Genomic DNA, 13,344 nt, shown 5'->3' with positions numbered 1-13,344 from the left:
CTCTAGAAGCGGTAGTCCGCGCCGATGCGGGATTCCCACTTCCGTCCGTTGTCTGTGACACCCAGCACCTTGTTCGTGTTCTCGTGGAACCCAAACCGCTTGGTGTCGGCCTTCAAACGCCAACTCTCCGTTATCCGCCATTCCGCACCGCCGCCCCATCCGCGGGAGATTGACCCCCAGACGGGCGATTGATAGTTCTGGCTTTCATAGAGAGCGTAGAACACCCACCCGTCCCAAGGCTTGACCCCGAGCCGGTACTGGGTTACCCGCATCGTGTCAGCGGGCATGGTGAGACTCGTGTTGTCGAAGTGGCGGGATTGCTTCTCCCGCAAGAGACGACCATAGCTTGCCCTGGCGTAGAACCAGGACGGTTCGACCGTCACGTAACCGCTCACGTCGTGTAGATACTTGCCGTTCCGAACCCACCCTTCAGTGTACGTTTCGTACGGAGCGACGACGCGCCCCATAGCGTACCACCAGGTGGCATCGAAGAACCTGGCCTGGCGTTTCCAATCCAGTCCCTGGTCCTCGCGGCTCTCCCACTCCCACCAGCTGCGCTGGGCGGCCGTATAGCCGTATCCAGCCTGTGGGAACACCTGGAAGCCCCACTTGTCCAGCACGCGCGCCTCCAACCCCAGGGAATAGTCCCCAGCGAAGTCGGCCTTGGTGCTGTCCGTCATGCCCTGATAACCCAGAGCCACCCGAGGAACAATGGCCAACTGGCGGAAAGGTCTCCCCAGTCCTCGGTCTCCCCATGGGTAGAATCGGATGATCCCACCCGCGAAGAAACTGTACTGGTCGCCCCAGTCGTCAGCCATCTTGCTCTTGAAGTGGTAGTTGATGGCGTCCATCCATAGGACGCCGCGGTGATAGAAGTCCCGAGAGTACTCTGGAATCTTGTTCTCGGGCGGTGGAGTTTCTTCAACTCCGGTTGGTGTTTCCTCCGGTGGCACCTCCTCGTTCTTTGGTGGCACGCTCACAAGCTCACCCTCACTCAACTTTATGCGGATGAAGGCTCCGTTCTGACATTTCTTGAACTTGATGAGTTGCCAGCTGTACCCACCGAAAACGAACGGCTTGTACACGTAGGCCTCTGCCTGCGTGACAGGAGTGGTGGTTCCAGCTTCGACCCAATCACAGTACGTCCTCCCCCAGGGCTTTACCTCGCTCCCAGGGTTTTGGCCGCCCATGATTAGGCCGTCCAGGAACAGTCGATGTTCCTCGGTGCTGTAGAGGGTGACCAGCGTGCCGTCCGACGCCTCGCTCTGGCTGCGCCAGTGCTGCAGGACTTCGTCCGGGATCTGATCATCAGGCGTCCGACACCGGTTGAAGATGTAGATCTGCTCGTTCAACGGTGTCCTGTCTCCAACCGGGTCACCATTGAAGCGTGACCACCGCTCGCAATACTGTCCGGGCAGTGGTTCCTCCATGTAGAAGATCTCACCCAGCAGCGGCTTCGTGTAGTTGGCGTGATTCCACTGCTGGAACTTCCACTCGGGTACACCGGCTTTCCGGGCCAGTTCGGCAGTGTTGGTTTCTTCGGTTACCCGTATTGTAGGTGGCAATTCCGGCCGGGGTACCTCCCCAGGCCTCATGTTCAGATGCGTTTCCAGCACTTCGTACCAGGTATTATCCCGGTAGAAGCCCAGGATTTGCCGCCGCTCGGGGAAAATCACATCGCCGGGTTCACTGACCCATACGAAGCAGCTATCCTTGGGCACGCTGACGCTCGTCCCATCCTTGAGAGTCAAAGACAACTCGTCATCTTCCCAACTGATCGTGTTCAGCCGCGCGACTTCCTGCCCGTCCGCCCAATGCGGCGGTTCGGGACAAGACGCCATGGCCGGCGCAAACAGAACACCACACGGAACCAGAAGTACCACCAAGAACAGACCGTAGTTGCGCATGACATTTCTCCCCCGCCGTTACTGGCGTGATTGGACCTACCTAGTTCGTATTATATTGCCAATGACAAGAATTACTGTGTGTCAGTATATTCAGTTGTCAAAGGCCATTCGTGCAAAACGACTCAATCGTCCCAGACGGTTTGTCCGAAACGAACCGAACCGTATTACCCTATTATTTTTCTTGATATGTTCACGAAGTGACCTACCGCTATTCTAGTTTCTTATCTTAATTCTGAATTCTAAATTGGCTTCTCTCTATTCGAAGTTGCGAAACTCTTCTTCGGGAAAATCAGCTTCGGGCGGTTTAGGCTTTTCTGCTATTTCCGTTCCGGTTTGAACGGAATGATACTGGTCATGCAGCGTGTGGATGGCAATACTGTCGTCTGACGGACGCTTAGTGGCATCGCCCTGGGCTGGCTCAGCCGCCACCTGACCATATTGATTTTGGAACATATACTGATTTGGTTGCTCGACCGAAACTGGAACACGTTCAACGCTGGGCGCAATTATTCCGCGCTTGATTTCCGCCTTCGGATAACTAAATTTGCTGGTCGCTTCGTTTGATGTATATGGTATTTCGGGTGTCCGACTCGAAGTTGGCTGACGGCGAATTGTCCATGCCGCTAAGTATCCGGTAGCGGCGCCACCACCCAAAAGAAAGCCGGCCAGTAAATTAAAAGGAATGTTTGGCCGCGCCGGTCGCTTGCTTGTTAGCGGATAGTCAACCACCTTTAGCGTGACGCCATCGCTGCCGCCCAAATATTCCGTACCTTGTTCCGACAGCACCATCGCCAAGGCGTTAGCTAGAGCTGTGGCATTGCTTGAATTACGATCATAAACCGAAATTTTCATCTGGCCAATGTCGGACATTACCCGCGTATCAATCCGCCGCTTCCATTCCGCTCGACGTTGCTGATCATCATTAGGAAAAATGGCGCTGTTCGGCATATATTTCGAATGCATCACTTTATCATAAAACGAGGTGGTATAGATAATCTGCCCCAATGATAAGCTCAATCGTTCCGCCGACTTAGCCGCTGTAAAAGCGTCCTGATTGTTTCCCTTTTCAATCACCAGCACCGAAAAAGTCGTCCGGTATTCAAACGGCTGTACCAGGGTAACCCCGATCGCCACAACAATACCAACCAAGGCCATCAATATGACCAAAGTCTTGTTGCGTCGTAATGTGTCAAAAACTTGCATATCTAAAAGTGTTATATATTGGCTAATATTATAGGATTATCACCGATAGTTTTGTGGCTGGATTTGCCTCAACAAAAGATAAGCAACCTTAGCAGACATGCTTGATTTTGTCAAGCATAAAATGGTTTCACGAATGTCATGGTCCACTAAGAAAACTACCCCAACCAAGTGCGCAGTTTTTTGTTATCTGCTCGACTGGCTACGGTATTACTTGATCTGAAATATTGGTAACTTTTTCAGGGCTGCCTCGGCTAATTCCATCCGCTGGCGGCTCTGGGCATACAGCGTGAAAGTTGGATCACCAATTTTCAATTTTGTCCCAAGTTGCTGATGGACGTGTATGCCGGCTAATTTTTCGTTTGGTGCTCCCAGTATCCGGGCAATATCATCAATCGCATGATTATCCACCCGATATATCATACCGCCACGTGGCGCGTAATAACGTTTTTTGATAGCACCCAGCGTTAATTCGTCCGCCTTGATATTTGGCTGGCCGCCTTGGGCTTTGATTATCTTTTGCATTTGTTTCCAAGCCTGCCCGGATTCAAGTACTTTGGTGGCGATTGCCTGTCCTTGCCCCACCCGGCAATAGCCGCATAGTTCCATCAGCTCTCCGGCCAGCATGGTTGATTTCTCTTCCAGATCCAGCGGTCGTAGCGGATGCCGCTGCAACACCCGCAGCACATCGCGCGCCTCGAGAGCTGGTCCGACACCCCGTCCAATTGGTTCGCGCGCTTCGGTCATCTTGACCTGGACTTTCATACCAAATCGTTTACCCAGATAGACAAACTTGCGTTCGATTTCCCAGGCTATTTTTAAATTCGGGATCTTGGCCGTTGGTCCGACCGGCATATCAATAATTAAGTATTTGATACCCATGGCTACTTTTTTTGACATAATACTGACAATCATCTTATCATACGGCTCAATACCGAGCGGGTGCGAGGCGCGAATGATATGATCATCGGCTGGAGCCATGTTGAGTTCCCCACCCCAGACTAAGCAACCTTTGTTACGGCGTAAAAACTCACGGACTTTCTTCATGGTGAATGCCACGGGCGCGAGCACCTCCATCGTATCGGCCGTACCGGCTGGTGACGTGACCGCGCGTGAAGATGTTTTTGGAATAATTATTCCCAACGATGAGATAATCGGGATCGCCACCATGGAAGTTCGGTTGCCAGCCAATCCGCCGACCGAATGCTTATCGACAATCTTTCCCTTCAGACGCAGTTGTTCGCCGGTCTCGGCCATGGCCTTGGTCAGGTAGTACAACTCCTCGTCCGAATAATGGCGGGCAAATCCGCTGGCCACAAAGTAGCTGATCTCACCGCGGCCGAGCCGCATTGAAACTATATCATCGATAATCGAACGCAGTTCGCGCTCGTTAAGTTTTTTACCCAATAACTTCTTTATTATCGCCTGAATGGAGGCAGGGCGTGATAATACGCTCACTTGGACAATTTGCCGATTCTTTATTGGGTATTCCTCCCAGATACTGCGAAAAAGTCCGATCTCTCCCGGCCTCACCCGATGCTCGGTCAAATCGGCCTCGGCAATAACCTTTTTTAGTCCAATTTTGATCTCCACGTTGTCCCCGGAATGGATACCAAAATTTGTCGCTTCAGATTTACGAAATACGGCGACATTGAGACTGGCATCGGACTCGAAATCAAGTTTTCTAGCGTGCAAAAAAAGCATTTATGAAATTTATTAATATTTCCTTATTACTTCTTAATTGCTACTTTTTACTTGTTTATTGACCTTCGTTACCAACCCAAGCGACCCCAATGAGCAATCGCCGCGGCTAGTTCGGGGTGTGTCCAGCTGTATTTGTCGAGTGGGATGTGCTTCAGCGTGGCTTCTAAGGATTGTCGTGCCGCGATGGCACCAGCCAGCGTTCCGCGCGGGTGACCGTGCAAACCTCCGCCAAAGTTCATAATCATGTTCATGCCAATATGCTTAATCAATTCTGGCACTAAACCAGGGTGCAGACCGCCCGAAGCTACCGGCAGCATCGGCTTCATCTTCCCCCACTTGCTGAGCGCGAATTTGTAAAGCTGTTTAGTCTCATCGGCCGTACCCTCCATTTTTCCCACTACCGTACCGAGATGCAGCTGGTCAATACCGGCCAAGCGCGCCAACTTAGCCAGTACCATCATGGATATGCCCTCTTGTTTATCGCGCGTAAAAGCGGCGTGCATAGCGCGGTGTCCGTGGAGAATCAAACCTAAGTTAGCATTTCGCAAGGCCTGAACTCCGGAAAAGCCCACCGTCACTATATCAACCATGGCACATCTACCGCCGTGATGTTTTATCAGCTGGGCGCGTCGGATCATCTCATCAGCTGGCGCGGTGACATTTAAAGCGCAAACTTTTTTACTGCCGGTTTCCCGTTCGGCTCGTCTGGCCAGTTTCAATATCTCAATGGTGCGCTTGGTAAAATCATTGAACTCTTGGCTGGTTAAATTTTCATCGTCTTTCACCAGGTCAATACCGCCCAAAAAAGCCAAATAGGCGTAGTGGGCATGCTGCCGCCACGTTAGACCCAGTTTCGGCTTCATAATGCTGCCCAGCAGCGGCCGCTTGTAGATACATAGCTTTTTTCGGATCCCACCGACTCCGAACGCCGGCCCGGGAAACGAATTGATATATTTATCCGGCATGTCCAAATCTTCCAATCGCAGCTTCTTAACCGATTTCATGCTGAAAATGTTTCCAGCCACACTCGACAAAAGTTGCGGTATATTACCAGGCTCGAATAATGCCAGCGGGTAGGCGATCTTAACTCGTTTGTGGGCATGATCAATCGCGATCACTTTGGCCGACAGTCGTTCGAATACCGCCCGGCGCATCGTTTTTACCTGGGTCCAGGTTCCGACTGATGATTCGGCCGCGATTATCTGAGCCTCGTGTTTGAGCGGATAGTTCGATTCAATCCGAAAAGTCGCGATGATGTGCGTCTTGGGGTCAATCTTTTTGTGAAGATGAAGATAGTCGAGCTGGGTGTAATCGTGCTTCATTGTTTCATCATCAAGGGATAATAGCGCACGACAGTTGACTTAAACGCTTGTGGTTTGATGATACCAAACTCACAAATAATGCCGGCGATCAGACGTTCCGGTACGATATCAAACGCCGGATTGAGGACATGCAATCCTTTGGGGTCGCGAGGCCAAACCTCTTTTTCCGAACGTTGCTCGATCGGCGGATTCTCGGCTGCGTAATATTTCAGTAATGTCGTGGCGACATAGACCGGTACTTTATTCTCGTGCGCGGCCAGACTGATGCCATAGCTGCCGATTTTATTAATCACGGTTCCGTCTGGCAGAATCAGATCGGCTCCGATCACTACTTTATTTATCCGCCATGACTGTTTTGATTCTGAGCTGAGAAAAAACGGCGCCGCCGAATCAACAATTGCGGTCACGGGTACGTGATGTTTTAGTAGATTCTTAGCCATAATCCGGCCCTGTAGCAATGGCCGGGTTTCAGTACTGATTATTCGACACCGCCGGGTGCGGTGCGTTTCGATCAACAATTGCTCGACCGTTGACGAGTGGCAGTGCGTCAGAACATGGTCGTGTTTCTTTATCACCGACCGGCCCAACATGGCGATGCTTCGTTGTGTGACCACGACCGTTTCGAGATATTCGTTAACCGCCGCCTTGAGCGTTAATCCGTTCGGACATTCCTTGATCCGGTGCCACACAAAATACAGACCATTTTGTGCCAATGGCTCGGTCGGCCGATTATGCTTGATAATATACAACAGGACGGACTTCATCTCAGCGCGCCAGTTGTCTGGCCGATGCAGTTTTAAAGCCAATCCGAAATCCCGGTACGCTGTCAGCGTCGCCGTTGCCACTGCCGTGGCACCCTGGTACTTGCACTCTTGAATCGCTCTTAGAGTTTGGTCTATTTTTTGATATTTCATGAGTTGATTATACAACAATGAAAGCAAAATGCAAAAGGAAGGTATTAAGCAACCGTCATTGCAGAGGTTCGTAAAGTATCACATCCTTGGAAATGAGTTCGTTAATAATAAGTCGTTGCGAATAAACCCACCAACACCTCGTCATTGCGAGTGAGTCTTCGAATGAAGCAATCCCATTACTAAACAACGGGAGATTGCCACGTCCGCCTCGCTGACTCGTCGTCCTCGCAATGACTGAAATAAAATACCCGATTTCTACATTCTAAATTATCAATTCTCAATTTCATAAAAAAGGCGGTCCCCCAACATCGTTGAGTTACCGCGTGCCCACGTTGTTCCGTGTCAGAAATTGGTCACGACGCTCAGGCAGTCAGCATACGAGCCCCGATCGACGGAAGGGAGTCGCAGCTCACGGTGAGAAGCAGCCGATCCGTATCCTGCCCCTTGCCAGGTATCGGAAGCCTTCCATTGCTGGATCGGCGCTGGATTATCTGTCCGGCCAGCGTCTTCCCGAAAACCACGCCGTTTCCCGCTTTCGGGATCTTGTCCGCGTTACCCTGGACAACAATTCTGCCCGTCTTGGATTCGCCGTCCCAAGACACATGTTCGACCACCTGCCCGACCCGAATACCCGGGACAACATTACGAGCAGGCCGTGGTTGTCTAGTGGGTGGCAACTCACGCCCGCAATCTTCAAGAATCGTATCCGCCATGTTTCCTCCTCGTATCACCAGACCCGTTTCCTTAGTAGCCGACCAACCAGACGATATTACTCCAACTGACCTTTTCTGGCAAGATCAATCTCAAAAAATTGTCGTTTTCGTGGTTTTTTTGTGATCTGTGGATAACTACCCTTGCGTTCGGTTTTTGTTCGGTATATAGTAAGAACGAGGCAATTAACAGGTAACAATTAAGAATTAACAAACTGCAAATTATGATTTATCAACCGACAAACATATTAGATTAAATGCTCGTGTTGTTAATTGTTATTTGTTAATTTTTAATTGTCCCCACATATGAATGAGCGATTAACCAAAAAACAAAAAGAGATTCTTGATTTCGTGTCCGAGTTTATCAAGGTCAACGACTACTCCCCCAGTTACCGGGAGATCGCCGATAATCTGGGCCTGTCATCTCCGGCCACCATATATGAGCACGTAAAGGGCCTGGAAGACAAAGGCTACGTCAAGGCCGAATCGGGCCGGGCACGTTCGCTGGAGCTGACCGCCGTCAGCCGCTTCAAGAAAGCCATCGAGCTGCCACTGGCCGGTTTGATTACCGCCGGCGAACCAATCGAGGCTATCGAAGAGCACGAAACTATCACCGTGCCGGCTAATATTGTCCGAGACGAAAATTCCTATGTCCTCAAGGTGCGCGGTGAATCAATGATCGAAGATGGCATTCTCGACGGTGATTACGTGATCGTGGAACGCAACTTTTATCCCCAGAATGGAGACGTGGTAGTAGCCTTGCTCGACAATACCTACGCCACATTGAAAAGATACTACCGCGAGACCAACCGTATCCGCCTACAACCGGCTAATTCGACTATGAAACCGATCTACGCCGAAAACCCGGCCATTCAGGGCATCGTCCGTGGTATTTTTCGCACGTTTGAAAAAAATTGGAATAACTACAAAGCCCATGCCAAGAGCTTTAGCCCGGCCATATAAGAATGCGGCCACAATACCCGCAAAAAAGATCGGTTGGCGACTCCGTTTCGCCGGCGCCTTTCGCCTACTCCCGCGCCGCGCCGCTGATCACGCTTATGGCCTATCGTTCGGTTGGAGATACTTCAAGCTGCGCAGCTAATCAGCACCTGTCATTGCGGATGAGTCCGCGAGCGTGGCAATCCCCTGGTCGGTATGTACGAACAGTGGGATTGCTTCTCCGGCTCTGCCGGATCGCAATGACACAATTCTATGCTAGCTCGTCGTCCTCGCAATGACTAACTAAAATATGCACGAAAAAATAGACCAACCTATTCAAGTGGTCGCTTCGTTCGCGGATCGAAAAGTTATGCCCCACTCTTTTGTCTGGGGTCGGCGGCGCTACATGGTTAAAACCGTCAACTTAGTTCACACCGATGGTTCTGGCGCGACGGTGCTTTTTCACTTTTCCGTCTCCGACGAAGCTAATACTTTCAAACTGTGCTTCAATCCCCGCGATCTGACCTGGCGACTAGAAGAAGTTTACGCCGACGGTTAGTTGCTGAAATAGAAAAGCCCCGCGGGTGTTGGTAAGACGTAACCGAGGGGTGTGTGCAGGATCCGAAAGAAAGGAGAAGAGATCATGAAGGAGGAGGAACCGACTTCGGACCGACACGGAGGTTCGAGACAGAACGGAACAGATCCTCTCCAGACCACAGACTCAGCCGCAATCGCATTCATGGTGGCCCGGTCGTTTAACGAAACCGTGCAGCACGCATTCTGAACGCAAGATCCACATTACGCCACACGGGTTATTGCCTGCGAAAAGAGCCGATCCCTCCTCGATATTAAGTATAGTCCATTTATCCACAGCGTCAAGTATGGACAAAATAATCCTCCATATCGACATGAATTCGTATTTCGCGTCCGTGGAACAACAGGCTAATCCTTTTTGGCGCGGTAAACCCTTGGGTGTGTGCGCCTACCTGAGTCCTAATGGCTGCATTATCGCCTCGTCGCGGGAAGCCAAGGCTCTAGGGATAAAAACGGGCTTTAGAGTGTCGGACGCATTAAAAATCTGCCCGACCATCGAGCTGGTCGAAAACGACCCGGCCAAATATCGTTCCACTACCGAAAAAATATTTACTATTCTCAATCGGCACAGTGACGATATTGAGCCCTACAGCATCGATGAGGCGTTTCTCGATCTGACAGGTCACGTGCCAGATTTAACCGCCGCGGCCGGTCTCGGTCGCCGGATCCAACAGTCGATCCGCGATGAAGTCGGCTCCTGGCTGGGCGCGTCAGTTGGTATTTCATTCACCCGCTTCCTGGCCAAACTGGCCGGCGACATGGCCGATAAGGGCAGCGTGCTGGTGCTGCGCCGCGACCAACTGGCCGAATTCTATTCGAGTCTTGAGCTGACTGATATTTGGGGCATCAACCATCGCCTGGAAGCCAGGTTCCACCAGCTTGGTATTACCACTCCACTAGAACTAATGCGCTATCCGGTAGCCAATCTGCTCCAGACGATGGGTAAAATGGGCTATTACCTTTGGGCCAGTCTCAATGGCCAGGATATCGGCAGTGTTCGCCGGCCAGCGCAACCAAAATCAGTTGGCCACTCCTATTGCCTGCCGATTAAGACAACTAATTTGTCTTACCATAAGCGTATTCTAATGAAGCTGTGTGAAAAGACCGGGCGGCGCCTGCGCCGGCTGGGTTTGTTGGCATGCGGCTTGAACCTATGGTGGCACGAAGAATCCGATGGCGGCCGAGGAACCCATCGGCGGCTGCCCGTTCCGATCAGTGGCAGCTGGGCAATCTATCAGGAAACACTCAAGCTGTTCGCTGCTCGTAACCATCGGCGGCGAATATTACAGCTGTCGGTGGCGGTATTCGACCTGGTGCCACCCAGCTCGCAAATGGCGCTCTTTGCCAACCCAAACCACGCCAACAAAATTTCCAGCGCCGTAGACGCTATCAATGACCGCTTTGGTGAATATACCGTCTTTTGGGGTGAGATGTGGGGATCAGGCAAAAACGCTCCCGACCGGATCGGCTTCCGCAAAACCTTAACACCCACATTTCACGATACGTCCAGCGTGACGCTCTCTCCTAATCCATAAATATTCAAAAATAACTCTCTATTCGAGAGCCCCGTTCTTTTAGATTTGATAATTTTGAAATGTTCCTTAAGCCATAAACTGATAATACAATTCGTAGGCTATGCCGGCGCCGAATATTACCATAATGACAAATTGTACCGCATGAGGAATATTTATCACGCATTCCGGCTTTCGTTTGCCTATGTGCCGAGCGCGCTGCCACATAAGCAAAATCATTATGGCATCAACGCCGCACATTACCCCGCCAACAAAGGCAATTGTAGACACAAAGGAGGTTAGCTTGAGCGCGAACACAACCAGGGGTGGTAATATGGCCGCTAACCAAGCGGCGGTATTCGGTAGACCGAGATCAAAATGATAGATCTCCTTCAATACCATGCCCAGGTTCATGAAGGCCAAGCTCATGGTCATAATTCCTAGCAGCGATCCAACGATAACTATTCCCTCACCGAGATAAGGTGCCAACCCAGTCATCGCGCCTTCGGTCGTACCGGCGCCACTCACCCCCACCACGACCAGTGTAAAAATGATATAGACAATTATAGGTATCGCGATACCCCAGGTAATCGCGCTGTTTAGTTTCTTCTTGTTGTCAATTTCGTCAACCGCGTCCGGTATTGCTGACGCCGCACTCAAAGCGAATAGCGCCACGCCATATGGTAAAAACACATACAATGGATCAAACGTCATCAATTGCTCAACATGAACCTGCCCCATACCTTTGAAAGCAATCACGCCTACAATCGCCAGTAGTACGACAACTAAATATTTTTCAATTCGACCAATTAACCCCAGACCAAAGAAGACCACAACGGCCATAGCAGCGATAAAAATATAGCTATAAGTTGACGCGTCGCCACCCAACGCTGAACCAAGTACCGCTTGCAGAAACCGTCCCACCTGGATAGTATAAGCTACTAAAGCACCAGTGATGCCAACCACAAAGGAAGCAAGTGATACGGCGCGCGCGCGCTTACCTAGATAGGCTCTGACATATCCGACAATTTGGTGTCGTTTCGGAGTTCGCAGAACAACTTCAGTATAAGCGCGTATCAGAATTATCGATACGCTTCCCAGCACCACCAAATATAAAGCGCCAACTAAATATCCGGCTTTGGCAAAAGCATAGGGCAAGGCAAAAATTCCCGCCCCGACCGCGGTACCGATTATTATTGATATAGCTCCGAAATAGCTTTTGTTTTTTTTCATTCTCTCCAATATCTTATATCAATGAAGTTACTCCTCCGGTTCATTCAAATTATTCCATTGTTTCAGCATATCAGCTTGTGTTTTTCGAAGGCATTCCTGGCAATAGCCATCAGCACCTTCGGTATAAGCCTGCTCGCATTGTCGACAATGTTTATTGTCCATTTTGAGCTTGATTAGCTTCGTTTGGGTTAGCATCCGACGCTGCCGTATTATGGTGGTCGTCTTTGCTATTAAACATTTTTCTGACGCCCTCTTCGATCTGCCGCCCCAATTCTTGCCCGAACCGTTTTGACTGCACACCGGTTTCCTGGCCAATCGACCGGCTCCAATTCTCTACCCGACTGCCAAATTCGCGCCCCCAACGTTCCCAGTCTTCACGGCTTTGATTATCAAACACGCGCCACCAGGGTTTTTCTCTTTGGCTCCGGATTATTAACCACACGCCCACGCCGATAACCGCCAATGCCCATATCATATCCCAAGTATGGGAACTCAGCAGTCCATTGGCAGAAAATAACCAGACAATCCCGATCGCGATAACTATCAGACCAATAATCATGGGCTTGATATTACGTATCTCAATATAAATGTACCACGTCATCAGCCCTCACGGCAAGCATAATATTCGTGGTATAATCTACTCGCTTATCACTAACCCTACGTGTATGAGTAAGGAAGTAATCAAATCCATGATAACGCTGGCAACCAGCGCCTTTGGCCTGGTAGCAGCGCTAGCTTGGAACGAAGCCATTCAGTCATTATTCAAACAGATATTTGGCGCTAAAGGCAGCTTGATATCGTTGTTCTTATACGCGGTCGCCGTAACAATCATTGCTGTCTTGGTAACTTCACGTCTAGGCAAAATCGCTGAACGGGTTGATACTAAGAAGTCTGGGCATAGGTAAAACTTATTTATTCAAAATTCTGGATTTTAGGAAAAACCACCCATGCAATAATATACCGGCCAATGCGCCGACTGTGTCTATCATTACATCATAGCGTGTCGCTGTACGACCAAAAACAAAAGATTGGTGCCACTCGTCTGTCACCGCGTAACCAGCCGCTATTAGAAAAATAACCAAGTATCGAATCCGATAGTTTACCGGCCGTGGTACTGCTGCGCGGCACAACAGCCAGGCTAGAATTGCATATTCAGACGCATGTGCTCCTTTGCGAAGTATTAGATCCCACGACCCTCCAAATTCCGTGTGTAGATTTGGCAGTGACGAAAAATAGTATATCAAACTTGCCCATAACATTACTGGCAGCCAATACCTCAAGAAATGATTCATAAAACAGTTTGATTTATT

The 13,344-nt window shown here is 50.3% G+C and carries 13 protein-coding genes; 4 read left to right on the top strand and 9 right to left on the bottom strand.

Annotated elements, in window-relative coordinates; translation table 11 throughout:
- Window positions 1–2 precede the first annotated feature (2 nt).
- The 6 genes from WC734_00260 to WC734_00235 form a co-directional block, all read right to left on the bottom strand.
- Window positions 3–1,907 (bottom strand): hypothetical protein, encoded by a 1,905-nt coding sequence (locus WC734_00260; GenBank protein ID MFA6197574.1) that lies wholly within the window; start codon window positions 1,905–1,907, stop codon window positions 3–5.
- 255 nt (window positions 1,908–2,162) lie between these two features.
- Complete coding sequence (locus WC734_00255) at window positions 2,163–3,110, bottom strand: Wzz/FepE/Etk N-terminal domain-containing protein (protein MFA6197573.1); 948 nt, start codon at window positions 3,108–3,110, stop codon at window positions 2,163–2,165.
- Between the two features lie 207 nt (window positions 3,111–3,317).
- Window positions 3,318–4,811, bottom strand: a complete 1,494-nt coding sequence (locus WC734_00250; GenBank protein MFA6197572.1) for a thymidine phosphorylase — start codon at window positions 4,809–4,811, stop codon at window positions 3,318–3,320.
- 68 nt (window positions 4,812–4,879) lie between these two features.
- Entirely contained in the window at window positions 4,880–6,133 is a 1,254-nt protein-coding gene (locus WC734_00245) for a ribulose-bisphosphate carboxylase large subunit (GenBank protein MFA6197571.1), read from the bottom strand.
- A complete protein-coding gene (locus tag WC734_00240; GenBank protein ID MFA6197570.1) occupies window positions 6,130–7,047 on the bottom strand; it encodes a translation initiation factor eIF-2B subunit in 918 nt (305 codons plus the stop codon). The genes WC734_00245 and WC734_00240 overlap by 4 nt, the downstream gene beginning before the upstream one ends.
- 362 nt (window positions 7,048–7,409) lie before the next feature.
- Window positions 7,410–7,760 carry a hypothetical protein gene (locus WC734_00235; GenBank protein ID MFA6197569.1) on the bottom strand — a complete coding sequence of 117 codons (351 nt, stop codon included), beginning with the start codon at window positions 7,758–7,760 and terminating at the stop codon, window positions 7,410–7,412.
- Window positions 7,761–8,063: 303 nt separating this feature from the next.
- Between WC734_00235 and lexA the strand changes: the two genes are divergently transcribed.
- The 3 genes from lexA to WC734_00220 all read left to right on the top strand — a co-directional run bounded on the left by lexA (window position 8,064) and on the right by WC734_00220 (window position 10,825).
- Window positions 8,064–8,720, top strand: coding sequence for a transcriptional repressor LexA (lexA, locus tag WC734_00230; protein ID MFA6197568.1), 657 nt, complete (start codon window positions 8,064–8,066; stop codon window positions 8,718–8,720).
- A 286-nt stretch (window positions 8,721–9,006) separates the two neighbouring features.
- Entirely contained in the window at window positions 9,007–9,255 is a 249-nt protein-coding gene (locus WC734_00225) for a hypothetical protein (protein MFA6197567.1), read from the top strand.
- 349 nt (window positions 9,256–9,604) lie between these two features.
- Window positions 9,605–10,825 (top strand): hypothetical protein, encoded by a 1,221-nt coding sequence (locus WC734_00220; GenBank protein MFA6197566.1) that lies wholly within the window; start codon window positions 9,605–9,607, stop codon window positions 10,823–10,825.
- Window positions 10,826–10,891: 66 nt separating this feature from the next.
- Here the strand turns inward: WC734_00220 and WC734_00215 are convergent, their stop codons facing one another.
- Both WC734_00215 and WC734_00210 read right to left on the bottom strand, forming a co-directional pair.
- The gene (locus tag WC734_00215; protein MFA6197565.1) at window positions 10,892–12,034 is read right to left on the bottom strand and encodes an aromatic amino acid transport family protein; all 1,143 of its coding nucleotides are present in this window, start codon (window positions 12,032–12,034) and stop codon (window positions 10,892–10,894) included.
- Window positions 12,035–12,185: 151 nt separating this feature from the next.
- Window positions 12,186–12,635 carry a hypothetical protein gene (locus WC734_00210; protein MFA6197564.1) on the bottom strand — a complete coding sequence of 150 codons (450 nt, stop codon included), beginning with the start codon at window positions 12,633–12,635 and terminating at the stop codon, window positions 12,186–12,188.
- Window positions 12,636–12,699: 64 nt separating this feature from the next.
- Between WC734_00210 and WC734_00205 the strand changes: the two genes are divergently transcribed.
- Entirely contained in the window at window positions 12,700–12,939 is a 240-nt protein-coding gene (locus tag WC734_00205) for a DUF5654 family protein (protein ID MFA6197563.1), read from the top strand.
- A gap of 3 nt (window positions 12,940–12,942) precedes the next feature.
- On the opposite strand, the gene WC734_00200 is transcribed toward WC734_00205, so the two are convergent.
- Window positions 12,943–13,293, bottom strand: coding sequence for a VanZ family protein (locus tag WC734_00200; GenBank protein ID MFA6197562.1), 351 nt, complete (start codon window positions 13,291–13,293; stop codon window positions 12,943–12,945).
- Window positions 13,294–13,344: the final 51 nt, after the last annotated feature.

Source organism: Patescibacteria group bacterium, from assembly GCA_041661625.1.
Taxonomy (GTDB): Bacteria; Patescibacteriota; Patescibacteriia; order JAHIZJ01; family JAHIZJ01; genus JBAZUB01.
This window is presented reverse-complemented; position numbering and strand designations above follow the sequence as displayed.